Origin of the sequence: Vibrio sp. Vb2960, assembly GCF_033337665.1 — a bacterium.
Taxonomy (GTDB): Bacteria; Pseudomonadota; Gammaproteobacteria; order Enterobacterales; family Vibrionaceae; genus Vibrio; species Vibrio alginolyticus.
The window spans coordinates 241,870-258,159 of sequence record NZ_JAWORD010000002.1 but is presented as its reverse complement, the minus strand read 5'-3'; the positions used below and the strand labels follow the sequence as shown (position 1 = coordinate 258,159).

The following is a 16,290-nucleotide window of genomic DNA, read 5'->3' as shown; positions in this document are numbered from 1 at the left end:
AAATGTGCTCAGTGGCTTAATCAATGACTTTTACTGATAGGCGATTTTTAAATTCAAACACATGTTCTGGACATACATCCAAACAACGACCACAGCTAATGCAGTTTTGATCCATAACTCGACGATCTCCCTCTTTCAAAGGCTGCCGAAGCACTTCTGGTTCTGGGCAAACGTAAAAGCAATCCATGCATTTGGTGCAATCTTCGCGGCGAACAGCAGTAACGCGCAACAGGCTTTTTCGGCCTATGACGCCATAGGTAGCCCCCAGTGGACATAAGTGCCCACACCACCCATGCTCAACCAAGAGTAAATCCAACACGAACACCAGGGCGATCAACACCCAACCTGCGCCCATACCAAACACCAACCCGCGATGCAGTGCCGCCACTGGATCTAACCATGTCCAAAGAATTGCGCCAGACAGCGCACTGCCCAACATCAAAACAGGGATCAGCCAATAACGAATCATGGGAGACCAACGATAGCTCGCTTTAATGTTGAACTTTCGACGCAACCACGCCGCCAAGTCTGTCACGATGTTCAACGGGCACACCCAAGCACAAAATGCGCGCGGCGCCAAAATCGCGTAAAACACCACGACAATCACTACGCCTAACAACGCATTAAACTCCGGAACATGCCCTGTCGCCAAAGCTTGAAGCACAATTAACGGGTCACTTAACGGCACGGTATCGAGCAACATACTTGATGACAGATTACCAGTTAGAATTCCCAGCGTCGGCCCAGCCATAAATAGCGCAATGATGGTGAACTGACATAGCCGACGTAAAATCAAAAACCGATGCGCGCGCCACCAACCAAGCTTTTCAAGCGCTTCTTTGCCAGCATTTTGAGCTAAATTCTTTGCCATTACTTACCTCCTTTTAGCGATTCAAGCGCACCTTCCGGCACAGGCGTCTCACTAGGGAGGATATTTTCGAGTGGTTTGTCGATCTCTTTCCAACCAAAATTGTAGTGGCTGCCCACTTTGCCTTTCGCCAAATCCGTCGGGACAACTTTAATAGCAGCGACATCCAACACGCACGCTTGTTCACACTTACCACATCCGGTACACACTTCGGAATTCACTGTAGGGATAAGTTTGGCGTGATAGCCGGTTCGGTCGTTGTGAACCATCTCTAACGTGATGGCTTCATCAATCAGCGGACAAACGCGATAACAAACGTCGCATCGTAACCCTTGCCAGTTAAGGCAAGTTTCATGATCAATAAGAACCGCTGTACCCATTCGAGCATCATCAATATCGGTTAGTTTCGGATCCAGCGCCCCACTCGGACAAGCGACAACACAAGGAATGTCTTCGCACATTTCGCAGGGAATATCGCGTGCAGTAAAGTAAGGTGAGCCAGTCGCGACGGGTGAAAGTAATGTCGCAAGTTTCAAGGTATCGTAAGGACATGCCTGAACACACAAGCCACATCGAATACAAGCTGATTCGAAATCGCCTTCCGGCAGTGCACCAGGCGGACGAATAGGCACACCTTTGGTTTCTCGAGCTTGGCTTTGTAGCGATTGTAAGCCCAATACACACGCAGCTGCGCCAACACCAGCCGCAGTTCGAGCTGTATCACGCAAAAATCGGCGCCGACTTTGCGATATTTTAGACTGAGAGGATTTCATGCTATTTCCTCAACAAAACTCCCTTATCAAGTTAAGCATAAATAGCCCTAAACGTGTCGTTTCCCTATACCTCATAGGAGGTAACCCCATCCTCTATTGATTCAAGTCAACTGGCGCACAGTGCCGTCGTCACAGTTTGACTAAATGCGTTTATTTACTGCGACATGAAATTCACCACGATACTCTGCAGTACGCGCTATTCTCAGTACAATAATTCAACAGCTTTGCAATCTACTCGTTCAATTCGATGACAAATCACTACTAAAAATTCAAAAAAAGACATCATAACAAGCTAATTTAAAAGGTATTTATCCATTAAACATAAAAAAACACTATCCAAATAAGAAAACTGTGGTTAGATTAAAAATTAAAACTAAAAAGCGAAGGAGAGATGCATGGAAATTATCGTACGTCCAACGACCGTCGAAGACGCAGCGGCACTCGTAGAAATCTATTCACAACCAAAAGCACAACGTGAAACCCTGCAACTCCCAAAGCCTTCGCTCGCGATGTGGGTGAAAAGATTGTCAAACATACCTGATGGTGTTTATAGCTATGTCGCTGAAATAGATGGTAAAGTCGTCGGAAATATTGGCTTTCACCACTCTCTACGTCCAAGAACGATGCACACGGCATCGTTTGGCATCGGAGTACATGATAGTTTCCATGGACTCGGTATTGGTAGCAAATTGATAGAAACAGTCACTGAACTAGCAGATAACTGGTTAAATGTGAGAAGAATTCAGATAGAGGTCAATGCCGATAACGACGCCGCCATTGGGCTTTATAAAAAGCATGGATTTCAAATTGAAGGTGAAGCGATTGACGGTTCCTTCCGTGATGGTGAATTCATCAATACCTATTACATGGCGCGCATCAGACCAGGCCAAAGATAAAACAAAGCCTCCTACTAATTGGAGGCTTTTCTTTTTAAACTTCGACTCACTTTCGTAAGTAAGCCAACGCTCTGCGAGTCAATGCTTCTGTGTAGGGATTGATCTTCCAGTGGTCGGGACTCCAACCTTTCACAAAGCGCTGAAAGTCTGCCCAAGCCACAGCAAACAAAGGACGCCATTCACGCTCGACTTCATTAGGGTCAAGATTCGGTTGATAGACCATTAGCGCGTGTTGCAACTGAGCAAAATACGTATCCAAAACCCAAACTTCCATCTCTGCACAACGTTCTGGCTTAACGGCGCTACTCATAAACAGTACCACATCTTTCATTGCACACCCACATCCAACGTATTGAAAGTCAACCGCAGCAACGCTTGATTCTTCTTCATCAAAACAGAAGTTCGCCAATTTGGCATCACCGTGTACTAGTGTTTTAAACTTAGCTTGCGAAAGCGTTTGATCAATCAATTGAGCCGCATTTTGTAGCTCAGTGTCTTGCAATGCTTCAAGCTCGTCGGGTCTGGTTGCTAAGTGCCAGTATGTTCCGGTATGCCACAACTTATCCGAACGAACATCGATGTATCGCGCATGAAAGTTCGCCAACCAAGTGAGGCAGGCTTGTAGATGCTCTAGCTGTGCATCTGTGATGACTTTTGGAAAGCCCACCTCGGCGAGATCTTCCATCACAATGAGCCATTCATTCTCCGATTGGAACGTTTTTAGACCTTGTGGTACTCGGCAGCGAGTATCCACCCCTCCGGAAAAATACTCATACCAATTCACTTCCACCTGATAAGAGTGCAACTTTCTTTGATGAGAACGGTCCGTATTCCAGCCTCTAGGATGCTCTGAAGGCTTAGGGAGTTTTACATGCTTAATGATCACCGAACGAGTAGAATAAGTAACTCGGACTAACTCCCCATAACCTCCCCATAGCGATTGTATGACTTCTACAGAGCGGTAAATACCGAGATTGAGTTCCTGGCCAATAGTTTGGTAGCGTTGGTGGTTGTTACTCATCATGCGAGCAGATGTGACCACGTTTGGTTCTTCTCCATGTAGTGAATAACATATGGGCAAACTGGTTTGATTTGATAACCGAGTGACTCAATTTCTGGCAACACCGCTTCCATCATCACTTTTCCGTACCCCTTACCTCGCAGTGCTTCAGGAACAACCGTTGATGTAATGTGCATGACATTACCCTTAAGCTGATAAATCACCTTGGCTTTATAACCCTGCTCTAAATCAACCCAGAATGTACTATTCGTGGTCTCATGAGTTACTTTATGCATATCTTGCTCTCTAATTTTTGTTACAGATTGATTGAATCAAACTATATCACTGAATAAAATCGATACCATGCGAGAGTGCTGCTTCGCCTCACGCGATTACCTTCTTACATCAGGTACGACAATTATAATGAGAAATATGAGCCCAATTGCCAGAGACGGCAAGCTACCTCTGCAAAGCAAGAAGGCACCAGAACGTCAGGCAAGTACATTAAATAGCACCGATGCAATGGCAATGGTCGAACATGGCAGTGAAGTGAGCTTAAACGTCACCACCCCCGTTGGTACAAAGTTTATTACAACCAGCACATTTGTTGGCTGTCACTCAAATAATACAGCATTGATAGAGGTTCCGAACATCTCCGATGAAGACTTGAAGTTCTATTTTCAAGAAGGCTTTTGGATCAATGTAAAAGCCTACTCTCATCGAGGTGAAGGGGCCGTTATCCCATTTCGGGCCCAATTACAGCATCGACTAGGCGATCCGTACCCAATTTTGGTGCTAGACCTACCCAACACTATGCAGGTCTTTCAGCTTCGCAAAGAAGTGCGTTACGAAGTAAATTTGAGAGCGCGTGTTTGTTTAGAAGCCTATCGAACTGAATGCGAAATAAGAGATTTATCTCGTAGTGGCTGTCGTTTTGTAACATCACCAATGAGCCGATCACTTCAGGTTGGTGACCACGTTTCATTGGATCTAACGATGCCCGGAGAAAGTCGTATGCTAGCGCCGTTGCGAGGTCGTATTTGTAATTTACAAAAATCAACGCATTATGCTCGCTACGGAATGGAGTTTGATGAGGTTGGTAAAAACAACGCTAAAAACCTCCTCAGTCACCTCAAATTTGATGGGACTAAGCTCACACTAAAAAGATAGATTTGATAACCCCTATCGCTTATCAAGAAGCTTTGAAGTGCTAGAAAACAAGAAACCCCTTACTTTTCAGTAAGGGGTTTTTATTTACTAAGAATAAGGCAGTATCTTAGATAAGAGTCATGACTTAGAAGTCGTAACGTAGACCTAGCGCTAGCTCATCTTTTTCAGCCGCGCCTTCGTTATCCATTAGATCGAAGTTGTATGATGCGTAGCCACGGAAGTTAGGCTTGAAGTAGTAAGTTACATCAACAGCTAGGTTTTCTACAGTATCTGCGTCTTCTAGTTCACCTTTGTTGAACGTAGAAGTGAATACAGTTTGACCCATAGTGTAAGCAGCGGCTAGTTCGTAGCCTTTGTAATCAAAAGTCTTACCTGCAACATCCATATCCGCGCCAGTGTAGTTACCAGCGAAGTAGAAGTCACCTACAGAGTATGCAGCTACCAGCATGAACTCATCGCTGTCGTTTTGATCTGCGTAACCAGCACCTAGTTCAAAACCAGTGTTAGCAAACGCGTAAACACCAGATAGAGAGAAGCCATCTTCCTCGTTGTCTGTAAAGCCTTGTGCATCTGTTGTGCGATCAGCAAAACGGTAGCTAGCGCGTACAGCTAGTTGCTCGAATTGGCCTTTGTAAGACAGCATGTTATCTGTACGGTCAGAAACAGGCAGTTTAAGTGCTGCTGTGTTACCGTGGTAAGCCATAATGTCAGTAAAGTCAGTAAGAACCACTAGTGCGCCGTCGTTTTTACCGTAAGTTACTTCACCGTATTTGCCACCCAGACCCGCATAAGCGTAACGAGTTTCAAGACTATCTGTCTCACCAACTTTGTTACCTTTAGAATCAAATACATCATAAGTTTTAGTTACAAACTCACCTTCCCAAAAACCAACGCCGTATAGGTTTTCATTGATTTCCTGTTTGCCTAGGAAGTTAAGACGGATGCGAGTACGGTCTTCTGCCTTACCATCCATCATAGAAAGACGCGCTTCAGCGCGGCCGCCCATCTCAAGAGAAGTGCCATCTTGGTTGTATAGTTCTGAAGCGACAACTTGAGATCCTGATGCCATTAGCGCCACTGCTACAGCTAAAGTTTTTAATTTCATTGTTATTTTCCATATCATTGTTTTATATGTATTTTCTCACCAGAAAAACAGGACTTTTCTGTACCAACGAGAAAACTGGCGGCATATTAGCAGTTGTTATTTTTCACGCAACGTGTTGAATAAACAGCGCTTATAGAAGAAAACACCACTTAAAATGACGATATGAATACCTCTCAACCATCAAGTTATCGGTTGAGTTAAAAAAAATGTTCGCGTCAAAAAAAAATTGACGAAAAAAATGTAAAAACAATATCACAAAACGTGACATTGCCCGCAAAAAAATCTTGTTAACTAACTGTTTTAGATAGACTTATTGATAATAAATCCGATTATTACAAACAAAAAAATCCCTGAGCATTCACTCAGGGATTTAGAGATTTGATAAGTAGATGATGAATTAAAGCTTAAAGAAACTTAATTGCTCTTTCTGCTTCTCTGCAAGTAATGAAAGCTCAGTACTCGCACTTGCACTCTGGCTGATGCCCGCTACATTTTGGTTTACAAGCTCCGACATGTTAACCACGTTGCGATTGATATCTTGAGTAACTTGAGACTGCTCTTCGGCTGCGGTTGCTACTTGCGTGTTTGAATCGTTGATGTTGGCGACCGACTCGGTAATTCCAACCAACGCTTCATTCGCTTGTTGCGTCAGCTCGTTGTTGCGGCTAAGCATATCAAGGCTGACTTGCATACTGTCATTCGCCAGCCCAGACTGCGCTTGAAGCTCTTCAATGATCGTTTGGATCTCTTGTGTCGAGTCTTGAGTACGCGCTGCTAGCATGCGTACTTCATCAGCTACTACCGCAAAACCACGACCAGACTCACCAGCTCGCGCCGCTTCAATCGCAGCATTCAATGCTAGCAAGTTGGTCTGCTCAGATACGCCGCGAATCACTTCAATAACATCGTTGATCTGTACAGATTGCTCTTTTAGACGCAAAACAACTTGCGCTGCATCGTTCAATGCTTGAGACATTTGCGCACTTGCTTCCGCACTTTCTTGGAAGATAGCCAAACCTGATTGAGCAAGTCCATCAGCTTCACGCGCTGTTGCGTCAGCAGAGGTCGCGTTATCACTCACATTATTCGCAGTACTTGCAAGCTCGTTAACCGCAGATGCAACTTGCTCGATCTCCGCCAACTCTTGTTGAGCGTTCGCTTCCGCTTGCGTCATTACCGCAGCTAATTCGGTCGATGCAGATGCAACTTCCTCACTAATACGGGTTAACTGGTCCACAGTGTTGTATAACTGCTCTGCGGTTTGGTTTACATCTTTGCTCAGCTTAGAGATCTCATTGTCCCCATCGACATCTGCACGTACTGATAGATTACCCATTGCTAACTGACGCATCACTTCTTGCAGCTTTTGGATTGGTGTAACAATCATGCCAGATAGGAACCAAGCGCCTATCAATGAGAAAGCAAATACCGCTAAAACCGTCAACATAGCGTTATTTTGCACACGTTCATTTTGCTGATGACTTCTGATAGTAGATTGTTCAGCTTGCTCGTTTACATGCTTTGATAGCGTGTTAATTTGTTGGACCATTTCTCGGCCAACATTGCGATACTCTTTGACAAATGCACGGTACTCGCTATCCGATTTCAAACCTTGATCGTATTGGTTGAAGAAAGCAACTGAGCGCTCTGAATATCGCACATAGGATTCAATTGCTTGGCGAACTTTAACGGCATCGTCACGGAATAGGTTTCGGGCTTCAATTGCGCTTAAATCGGCATCAACTTGCTTTAAGCCTTCTTTCAATTCGGTTAGAAAATTCTCACGACGAGAAGCATCGTAAATAGCGTAAACCGCGCTTATGCGCAGAGGGTAAATTTGGTCGTCAATACTCGCCAATGTGTCTTTGTGAAAAACCAAAGATTCTTGGTTGGAAGCAATAACATCTTGCTCTGCTTGAAGATTGTTTTTAGTAATCCAAAGAGCAATAAACAAAACAATCGCGGTAAATAATACCGGAACCAAAATTTGCGTTCGTACTGACAAATTTTTCAGTGATAACTGCATGACAGGGCCTCAGTTGTATGCGTGATGTCTATATCCAAACAAACTCGAGCAGTGCCTATAACAACGTTACTTTTCGGCAGTTTGAATATCTATGCTTCCTTGCGACGGGATAAATCCCAGACGAATAAACAAGTGGCGAATATTAGAGGTCGATCACACTTTTGTCTAGTACAAAAACTCTCCATTTTCAATCTGTTATTGACAACATCCCGACAGTAGCGTCGGGATATTGTCGTTATGATAAATTATGATCACTTATGATGAGATACATTCACATTTAGGACGGTTTCAGCCTATTTTCTCAACGAATTGAGCTTAGCTTGAGCAAGGCCAAAAATGGTATCGATTGGATAAGAACCTTCATCAGTTGGCTCACCAGCAACTTTCCCCGTAAACAATTCGATAGCTTCAGTAACATGGTCAATCGCCCAAATATTAAACTCGCCTTTTTCGACTGCTTTCACGATGTCGGAACGAAGCATCAGATTGTGAACATTAGAGCGCGGAATAATGACCCCCTGCCCGTCATGACGACCTTTAATTACACACACATCATAAAAGCCTTCGATCTTTTCGTTTACGCCACCAATAGGCTGAGCTTGGCCAAATTGATTCATCGATCCTGTTATCGCAATGTCTTGTCGGTTTGGTTGCTTTGAAAAAGCAGACACAACCGCACATAACTCAGCCATGCTGGCACTATCACCATCAACACCACCATAAGATTGCTCAAAGGTAATGGTTGTCGTTAATGGCACTCGTGCCGTTTTACCAAATACGGAAGATAAGTAGGCAGACAAAATCATCACGCCCTTAGAGTGAATACTGCCCCCCAAATCCACGCTGCGCTCGATATCGATAACATCCCCATCACCGTAACACGTCGTCGCTGTGATGCGATTCGGTGCACCAAACATGTAGTCACTAGTGCTCAATACCGAAAGTGCGTTCACTTGGCCTACGGCTTCTCCTTCGGTGCGAATCAGCGTTGTGCCGTTAATAAAGGTTTCCATTACGTTATCGCGTAATCGGCTTACTCGCATTTCTTGGTTATTGAGCGCCTCTTCAACATGCCCAATACGAATCATGTTGGAGTTGGCTTGACGAGCCACGTAGTTCGACTCTCGAAGCAAGTTGGCGATATTAGCCGAATGCAGAGATAGCTTGGATTGGTCGCCAGACAAACGTGAGCTGTATTCGATGATTCGAGCAATGGCTTTGCGATCGCAATGCAGCATATTGTTGTCATGCACCACGCTAGAGATAAAGCGCGCGTAATGCAGCTCAGACTCCGGCGTACGTTTCATTTCGTCTTCGAAATCTGCCGTCACACGGAACAACTCGCTGAACTCAGGATCGTAATGTTGGAGTAATTGGTAAGTTCGGTAATCACCAAATAAGATAATTTTGATATCAAGCGGAATCGGTTCAGGATCGAGTGATACCGCCCCCGTCAATGTGACTTCTTTTTCTAGAGACGTAAAACTCAATTGACGAGCACGCAATGCGCGCTTCAAACCATCCCAAACGTAAGGCTGTTCAAGTACTTTCTGAGCATCCATTAATAGAACGCCGCCATTCGCCTTATGCAAGCTCCCTGCACGAATCAGCGAGAAGTCGGTAAACACCGTTCCCTTGAAAGTGGCAGTCTCAATCGACCCGAAGAGTGAATGATAGTTGGGATTTTCTTCAACAACGATAGGAAATTCGCTGCTTTTACGGCTTACCAAGACGTTCACTTTATAACGACGTGGCAATTTTTTATCCAAGGATGCCGTCGCAATTTCGCCTTGCTCGCCACTTTGGTCAAGGAAGATATCTGCGTTTTCAACAATATCTTTTTGCAGCTCAGTTAAGTAGGTTTTGATTTCGGAATATTGCGCGTAATCCACTTTGAGTTTTTTGATGAAGTGAGTAATCACATCAAGCGTCACTTCATCATTGAGCTTTTTGATTTTATCGCTGTATGTCTCTTCCCACTCCGTAAGCTCACGAACCATCGAGCGCAATCGCACTTCGAGTTCATCAATAGCATCGCTGAATTGCTCTTGTTCTTTTTTGCTTAGTACATCAAAAGACTCTTCCGTATGAAGCTCATCACCGTTCATGGCGACAAACTGATAATCCCCCTGTGTAGTCAGTGTTAGGCTGATGCCTTTTTCTTTTGCCTCTCGGCTAATACGATCCAGCTCGTTTTGTTGCTTAGCTGCCAATTGATTTTTTAATCGCTCAGCGCGGCTAAAGTACATTTCATTGTCGAATGCTAGGGGTAAAGCATTCAATAATTTGCCCATTAAAGCTTCAATATCAACACGTAGCTTATTTCCGATACCACAAGGCAGCTTTAATACCTTTGGTGTACGGGTATCCTCAAAGTTCGCAACGTAACACCAATCAAACAGGGCTGCTGCATCGTGCTGGTGACGATTCAGATAGCGCAAGATCATGGTGCGTTTACCTAGTCCATTCTGACCAATGGCGTAGATGTTATACCCTTTCTCTTTGATGGACATCGCAAACTCGACCGCTTTTTGCGCGCGCTCTTGGCCCACGATTTCATCAATTGGAGGTAACTCCTTGGTCGACTTACATGGCATATTCTCTAGATCTGCTACAGAATATAGCTGCTTAGCTTCCAATCTTAGTATTGCCATATCCACTTCCTTTTTTCTTATTTTCGTTATTTGAGTGTAGAGATTATTTGCTTAATTTTAAGTGATTTACCTTCCACCCTAGATTGATTGGACATTTTATGAACACATAAGTGATATTAACACGCACTTGCAATTGATAATCAATTTCATTTAATATCTAAACAAATCAAATGTTGTGGAGATGGATATGAATATTGAGCAATGCTGGATGCGCTACTTAAAAGCGGAGCAACTGATGGAACAAGGCCATTGGCCAGAAGCTCATCGTTTATATGACGACGTGCTCAACAATCTACCCAACCACATTCATTTAGCGCTAGAAAATGCACAAACTAAACCTTGCCAATTTGTATGTCTCATTACGGGACTTAGAGATGCTAGCGTGACGCAATCAGAGATTCTCAACAAACTCGGCTTACAGCATGATGCGTTCTCAATACTCAATCAAACTTACGCGCTATTTCAATTTTTGCAGCTAGAGAGCCATGAACTGATTGAGCGCGTAGGTCACCTACTTGGTCAACAGAGCGAAGACTTATTAGCTCACATGGCGGCATTTTGCTCTGCCCAACGTAATGCTCAATGGATGATAGAACTCGAGCACGTAACGCGCGCGCATGAGCAGTTCTTACATTTGCAAGCAATGAGTTCGGCAAAAGCTTCGCCTTCTCACCTGTATAATTAATCTAAAGCTCAAGCATTGAGGCCAGCTAGGTTTGTACTGTCCATTGCTTGAGTATCATTTGCTTTATCAACCACAAGGATCTGTGATGTCTTCTAAAACCATTCTTTCGGTGAACAACCTATCAGTCAGCTTTACGACAAACGATGGGATCGTCGATGCAGTAAAGAATGTTAGCTTCGATTTAAAAGCAGGCGAGACGCTGTCCATCGTTGGCGAATCTGGCTCTGGCAAGTCAGTATCAACCAATGCACTGATGAAACTACTGCCAGACAACGCTATTTTGCATGAAAACTCATCCATCATGTTCGAGGGTAGCTCCGTCTTGGATAAAGCAGAGCGTGAAATGCAAAGTATTCGCGGTGATCGCATTGGCATGATTTTTCAAGAGCCGATGACCTCACTAAACCCGTACATGCGGGTGGGTATCCAAGTCGCTGAGGCCATCATGTGTCACCGCCCGGTCGACAGACGAACAGCAAAAGCAAAGGTGTTAGAGCTGTTTGAATTGGTTCATATGCCAAACCCAGAAAAAGCGTACAACAAGTACCCACACGAATTTTCTGGTGGTCAATTGCAACGCATCATGATTGCGATGGCACTGATTAACGAGCCCGATATTTTGATCGCCGACGAACCTACAACAGCGTTGGATGTCACGGTTCAAGCAGAAGTGTTGCACCTGATTAAAGAAATTCAGGCTCAGATGGGCATGGCAATCCTATTTATTACTCATGACTTAGGCGTCGTAAAACACTTTGCAGACCGTGTCATTGTGATGTGTAAAGGAGAAGTCGTCGAAGAAGGCGAAACGCAAATACTCTTCGAGGACCCAAAGCACGAATACACACGTATGCTAATCAACTCGATTCCTAAAGGCAGTAAGGAGCCTATTAGCGAAAGTGCTACACAGCTTTTAAAGGCCGACGATATACGAGTCAAATTCTTGGTAAAGTCGCATTTTATTGCGAGCAAGAATGAGTACTTCGAAGCGGTAAAAGGCATTTCTCTTGAGCTTAAACAAGGAGAGACCCTCGGGATCGTTGGGGAGTCCGGTTCAGGTAAGTCTTCACTCGGCCGAGCTTTGATAGGTCTACTGCCCTCAACTGGCAAAATAGAATATAAAGGCCAAGATATGGCCTTGCTGACAAACAAAGAACGTTTTGAGCTGAAAAAAGACGTTCAGATGGTATTCCAAGACCCTTATGGTTCGCTTTCTCCTCGTATGACTATCGGCGAGATCATCACAGAAGGATTAACTGTCCACCAACCAATGTTGAGTAAAAAAGAACGTATGCAGAAAGCGCGCAACGTGCTCCGTGAGGTCCGCTTAGATCCCGCGTCCATCAACCGTTATCCGCACGAGTTTTCAGGAGGCCAGCGTCAGCGTATTGCTATCGCGCGAGCACTGATCCTTGAACCTTCGTTTATTCTGCTTGATGAGCCAACCTCTGCATTAGACCGCTCGGTGCAACTGACAGTGATTGACCTTCTGAAAGATTTGCAGAAAAAACACAATATTGGCTACTTGTTTATTAGCCACGATCTATCAGTAGTTAAAGCACTCTCTGATCGTGTTCTAGTCATGCAAAAGGGCGAGGTCATGGAACAAGGTACGGCCGAAAAGATTTTCCAAAACCCTAAAAATGACTACACGAAAAAACTGATAGATGCCTCATTTGATCTTGAAAACAGTGAAAATCAGCACAATGCGGCTTAGGTTCATCACAGTTTCATATTCATAAACTAGGATTAAGAAAAGGTGATAAATTCATCTTGTCTTAAGAATGGCGTAGCTGCCTTTCGGTTTGGCCGCCGAGACTGGTTGGTTCAAGAGTCAGACTTAGTCAACCTGGCTCAAATACTGGCAAACAGTATGAATTGAGTTCCCCCAACCATGAAAAATGCCGCGACACTGTCGCGGCATTTTTTTATTCTCAGAAGCTTCGAACAACTAGGGCATTAAATCGACTCAATACCCATATTATGTAACGTAAATGCATACACGTCTGTGGTGAGGTCAATTTGCTTACTCAGCGGCATTCCTGCACCATGACCGGCATTAACATCAATGCGTATCAATACTGGATTAGCGCCTTGCTGTTTGTCTTGCAGCTCCGCAATAAATTTGTACGAATGTGCTGGCACAACTCGGTCGTCGTGATCAGCAGTTGTCACCAAGGTAGCAGGATATCGCACGCCTTCTTTTACATTGTGAACAGGAGAGTAACCAAGCAAGTATTGGAACATCGCTTCACTTTGCTCCGACGTGCCATAGTCATACTTCCAGCCTTCTCCAGACGTAAACGTGTGATAACGCAGCATATCAAGCACGCCAACCGCAGGCAGCGCGACTTTGAATAGTTCAGGGCGTTGCGTCATACACGCTCCAACTAACAAACCACCATTAGAACCACCGCGAATCGCTAGGCGATCCGAGCTAGTGTAGTCGTTTTCAATCAGGTATTCCGCCGCCGCAATAAAGTCATCAAACACGTTTTGCTTTTGCTGCTGAGTGCCTGCGTTGTGCCAAGCTTTACCATATTCACCGCCGCCTCGCATGTTGGCGACAGCGTATATACCACCCAACTCTAGCCAGTTGGCTACATTGCCAGAAAACATTGGAGTGAGGCTGATGTTAAAACCGCCGTAACCATACAACATGGTTGGTGCTCTACCATCAAGTGCAATGCCCTTCTTGTATGAAATGATCATCGGAACTTGCGTGCCGTCTTTTGAGGTGTAAAACACCTGTTTTGATTCATACTCATTACGATCGAACGGTGCCTTTGATTCCTGAAACAGTGTCGATTCACCAGATTCGACATCAAATGAGAAGATCGTCGGAGGCGTCACGTAGTTAGTAAATGTGTAATAAAGTGTGGTTTCTTCTTTTTTACCCGCCAGACCATAAGCCGTGCCTTCTCCCGGCAATTGTACATCTCGAATCCACTCACCTTGGTAGTTAAACTGCTGCACTTTAGAAAGCACATCTACCATATAAGTCGCAAACAGATAACCGCCACCTTTGCTGATTTCTAACGGCTGTTCTTGTTCAGCAATCACGTCAGCCCATTGTTCTGTCTGAGTGTTGTAGCTGACAACTTTGCCATTCGGCGCGTCTAGGTTGGTGTAAAGCAGCAAGGTTGCGTCTTGGCTATCAATTAAGTAGGTGTCGCCTTGCGTTGTCTCGCGCAGCGTCACAATTGCCTGTAACTCAGACTGTAAATCAATATAAAACAGACGATTACCCGATGTAGATTCTGCGCCAGAGATAATGAGGAAGCGATCATCTGTCGTCGTCGTACCAGACACATAACGATGAACTTGCGTATCCAACTCACCGAAAATCACTTTATCTTCAGATTGAGGTGTACCAAGTTCATGATAATAAAGCTTGTGATGCTCAGTTCGAGCAGACAACTCGCTGCCTTGCGGCTTATCGTAGCTTGAGTAATAGAAGCCTTTGCTGCCCAGCCAAGAAATCGACGTAAACTTCGCATCAACAATCTCAGGCTCTAACTGTTCTTTGGTTTCCGTATCAATGACAAAGATCTTACGCCAATCACTGCCCCCTTCCGAGATGGAATACGCGACCAAACGGTAGTCTTTAGAGAAGCTGACTTCGCCAAGAGAGGTCGTGCCCTCTTCGGAGAAAGTATTTGGATCAAGGAAAACCTCGGCTTCTCCCTCGCCTTTACGTCGATACAATACGCTTTGGTTTTGCAAACCGTCGTTTTTGTAGAAGTAGGTGTAGTCACCACGTACAAATGGCTGGGAATATTTTTCGTAGTTTTGACTGTTCGCCACTAAGTCACGGATTTGTTGGCGGTACGGTATCTGACCAAGGAAATCGAAGGTGACCGAATTTTGACCCGAAACCCATTGTGCGGTTTCTTCACTTCGATCATCTTCTAACCAGCGATAAGGGTCGGCAATGTCGTGACCAAAATAAGTGTCCACGACAGAATCTTTGCGTGTTTTTGGGTAATGCATAACGTCCGTGTTACTCCGTTGTTTTTATTAAGTTGTTTATCTTCAATCGTTTTATTGCGGTGATTACCTTAGAGCACCCAATTTTGATTTCAACGACATTGTTTTAAATCTATGAAGAACCTAGAAATAATGAGATATCGTTAAGTATCGGTCACGAATGTGCTCAATAAGCAGCTTCACTTTGTTCGGTGGTTGACGAGTAAACGGATACACCGCGTAGATACCCAACTTTTTACCTACTAATTCAGGAAAAATATCCACCAGTTGACCATTACGAATATCGTGATACACCAAGCAGCGCGGGACGTAAGCAATACCATGTCCGCCCAGAGCGGCTTTACGTAATGCGGTCGCGTTATCAGTAGAAAAGCAGCCCGATACTTTGACGATGTAATTGCCATCTTCTCCTTTAAACTCCCAATCCGTTGCACCTGTGGTTTGGTAAGCGTATTGCAGACAATTGTGCGTGGTGAGATCAATCGGCTCGATCGGTTTCCCATTTTTAGCGATATATGAAGGGGACGCGCATACCACCCATTGGGAATCGAGAATATGTCGTGCGATCAAACTGGAGTCGGCTAGGTAGCCAGTTCGAATGACTAAGTCGTAACCATCAGCCACTAAATCGACAAAGCGGTTATCCAATGACATGTCCACGGTCAGACCCGGATGAAGGTTACAAAACTCGGCAACAGCATCAGCAAGTATCAAATCTCCAGAGATACACGGTACGGACATTTTTATATGACCGCTCACATTCTCTCCAAAGCCTGCAACAGCATCCATAGCCTCCTGAGTGGCCTGCTTCACATTTTTAGCACTGTGGAGTAACACCTTACCTGCCTCGGTCAAGGTTAATTTGCGCGTTGTTCGATATAATAGCTGAGCCCCTATTTCTTCCTCCAACCTCGCCATTCTTTTGCTAACTACCGAATTTGTAAGGTTATTTGCCTCTGCAACCTTGCTAAAGCTGCCAAGTTCGATTACTTGAGAAAATAGGATTAAGTCGTCTGCTCTCATACCATTATGTCACTTTTGGAATTAATTATTTTCATTATTTCCCTATATCAACAAAAAATAAAGGAGTAAATTCACGCCAAATTAACAAAACCATTACAAC

The 16,290-nt window shown here is 44.5% G+C and carries 13 protein-coding genes; 4 read left to right on the top strand and 9 right to left on the bottom strand.

The genetic code is table 11. From position 1 onward, the window contains the following. Window positions 1-16: 16 nt before the first annotated feature. Entirely contained in the window at window positions 17-871 is an 855-nt protein-coding gene (gene napH, locus R7O03_RS03165) for a quinol dehydrogenase ferredoxin subunit NapH (RefSeq protein ID WP_047104522.1), read from the bottom strand. After that, on the bottom strand, window positions 871-1,641 hold the full coding sequence (gene napG, locus R7O03_RS03160) for a ferredoxin-type protein NapG (protein ID WP_005383947.1): 771 nt from the start codon (window positions 1,639-1,641) through the stop codon (window positions 871-873). Before napG ends, napH begins: the two co-directional genes overlap by 1 nt. A 395-nt stretch (window positions 1,642-2,036) precedes the next feature. Here napG and R7O03_RS03155 point away from each other — a divergent pair, with 395 nt between their 5' ends. After that, window positions 2,037-2,537 (top strand): GNAT family N-acetyltransferase, encoded by a 501-nt coding sequence (locus tag R7O03_RS03155; RefSeq protein ID WP_205391367.1) that lies wholly within the window; start codon window positions 2,037-2,039, stop codon window positions 2,535-2,537. A 46-nt stretch (window positions 2,538-2,583) separates the two neighbouring features. On the opposite strand, the gene R7O03_RS03150 is transcribed toward R7O03_RS03155, so the two are convergent. Beyond that, on the bottom strand, window positions 2,584-3,561 hold the full coding sequence (locus tag R7O03_RS03150; protein ID WP_318131478.1) for a phosphotransferase: 978 nt from the start codon (window positions 3,559-3,561) through the stop codon (window positions 2,584-2,586). Then, window positions 3,558-3,833, bottom strand: coding sequence for a GNAT family N-acetyltransferase (locus R7O03_RS03145; RefSeq protein WP_017635482.1), 276 nt, complete (start codon window positions 3,831-3,833; stop codon window positions 3,558-3,560). Before R7O03_RS03145 ends, R7O03_RS03150 begins: the two co-directional genes overlap by 4 nt. A gap of 127 nt (window positions 3,834-3,960) precedes the next feature. On the opposite strand from R7O03_RS03145, the gene R7O03_RS03140 reads away from it, so the two are divergent. Beyond that, a complete protein-coding gene (locus R7O03_RS03140; protein ID WP_411977459.1) occupies window positions 3,961-4,707 on the top strand; it encodes a flagellar brake protein in 747 nt (248 codons plus the stop codon). Window positions 4,708-4,831: 124 nt separating this feature from the next. Here R7O03_RS03140 and R7O03_RS03135 read toward each other — a convergent pair whose 3' ends face one another. From R7O03_RS03135 to R7O03_RS03125, 3 genes are all read right to left on the bottom strand, one after another. Further along, window positions 4,832-5,812, bottom strand: a complete 981-nt coding sequence (locus tag R7O03_RS03135) for a porin (RefSeq protein WP_025768571.1) — start codon at window positions 5,810-5,812, stop codon at window positions 4,832-4,834. Window positions 5,813-6,209: 397 nt separating this feature from the next. Beyond that, window positions 6,210-7,838 carry a methyl-accepting chemotaxis protein gene (locus R7O03_RS03130; protein WP_005375120.1) on the bottom strand — a complete coding sequence of 543 codons (1,629 nt, stop codon included), beginning with the start codon at window positions 7,836-7,838 and terminating at the stop codon, window positions 6,210-6,212. A gap of 293 nt (window positions 7,839-8,131) precedes the next feature. Beyond that, window positions 8,132-10,492 carry a Lon protease family protein gene (locus R7O03_RS03125; protein WP_005375118.1) on the bottom strand — a complete coding sequence of 787 codons (2,361 nt, stop codon included), beginning with the start codon at window positions 10,490-10,492 and terminating at the stop codon, window positions 8,132-8,134. Between the two features lie 187 nt (window positions 10,493-10,679). Between R7O03_RS03125 and R7O03_RS03120 the strand changes: the two genes are divergently transcribed. Together R7O03_RS03120 and R7O03_RS03115 are read left to right on the top strand one after the other, a co-directional pair. Beyond that, the gene (locus R7O03_RS03120) at window positions 10,680-11,177 is read left to right on the top strand and encodes a hypothetical protein (protein WP_017635485.1); all 498 of its coding nucleotides are present in this window, start codon (window positions 10,680-10,682) and stop codon (window positions 11,175-11,177) included. 85 nt (window positions 11,178-11,262) lie between these two features. Then, entirely contained in the window at window positions 11,263-12,894 is a 1,632-nt protein-coding gene (locus tag R7O03_RS03115; RefSeq protein ID WP_318131457.1) for an ABC transporter ATP-binding protein, read from the top strand. Window positions 12,895-13,136: 242 nt separating this feature from the next. Here the strand turns inward: R7O03_RS03115 and R7O03_RS03110 are convergent, their stop codons facing one another. Together R7O03_RS03110 and R7O03_RS03105 are read right to left on the bottom strand one after the other, a co-directional pair. Further along, a complete protein-coding gene (locus R7O03_RS03110) occupies window positions 13,137-15,170 on the bottom strand; it encodes a prolyl oligopeptidase family serine peptidase (RefSeq protein ID WP_318131455.1) in 2,034 nt (677 codons plus the stop codon). A gap of 120 nt (window positions 15,171-15,290) precedes the next feature. Continuing rightward, the gene (locus R7O03_RS03105) at window positions 15,291-16,190 is read right to left on the bottom strand and encodes a LysR family transcriptional regulator (RefSeq protein ID WP_005375112.1); all 900 of its coding nucleotides are present in this window, start codon (window positions 16,188-16,190) and stop codon (window positions 15,291-15,293) included. Between the last annotated feature and the right edge of the window lie 100 nt (window positions 16,191-16,290).

Coding starts and splice junctions, on each gene's coding strand:
- R7O03_RS03120 (WP_017635485.1), top strand. CDS start 10,680: ATGAATATTGAGCAATGCTGGATGCGCTACTTAAAAGCGGAGCAACTG.
- napH (WP_047104522.1), bottom strand. CDS start 871: ATGGCAAAGAATTTAGCTCAAAATGCTGGCAAAGAAGCGCTTGAAAAG.
- R7O03_RS03125 (WP_005375118.1), bottom strand. CDS start 10,492: ATGGCAATACTAAGATTGGAAGCTAAGCAGCTATATTCTGTAGCAGAT.
- R7O03_RS03130 (WP_005375120.1), bottom strand. CDS start 7,838: ATGCAGTTATCACTGAAAAATTTGTCAGTACGAACGCAAATTTTGGTT.
- napG (WP_005383947.1), bottom strand. CDS start 1,641: ATGAAATCCTCTCAGTCTAAAATATCGCAAAGTCGGCGCCGATTTTTG.
- R7O03_RS03155 (WP_205391367.1), top strand. CDS start 2,037: ATGGAAATTATCGTACGTCCAACGACCGTCGAAGACGCAGCGGCACTC.
- R7O03_RS03115 (WP_318131457.1), top strand. CDS start 11,263: ATGTCTTCTAAAACCATTCTTTCGGTGAACAACCTATCAGTCAGCTTT.
- R7O03_RS03105 (WP_005375112.1), bottom strand. CDS start 16,190: ATGAGAGCAGACGACTTAATCCTATTTTCTCAAGTAATCGAACTTGGC.
- R7O03_RS03135 (WP_025768571.1), bottom strand. CDS start 5,812: ATGAAATTAAAAACTTTAGCTGTAGCAGTGGCGCTAATGGCATCAGGA.
- R7O03_RS03110 (WP_318131455.1), bottom strand. CDS start 15,170: ATGCATTACCCAAAAACACGCAAAGATTCTGTCGTGGACACTTATTTT.
- R7O03_RS03145 (WP_017635482.1), bottom strand. CDS start 3,833: ATGCATAAAGTAACTCATGAGACCACGAATAGTACATTCTGGGTTGAT.
- R7O03_RS03140 (WP_411977459.1), top strand. CDS start 3,961: ATGAGAAATATGAGCCCAATTGCCAGAGACGGCAAGCTACCTCTGCAA.
- R7O03_RS03150 (WP_318131478.1), bottom strand. CDS start 3,561: ATGATGAGTAACAACCACCAACGCTACCAAACTATTGGCCAGGAACTC.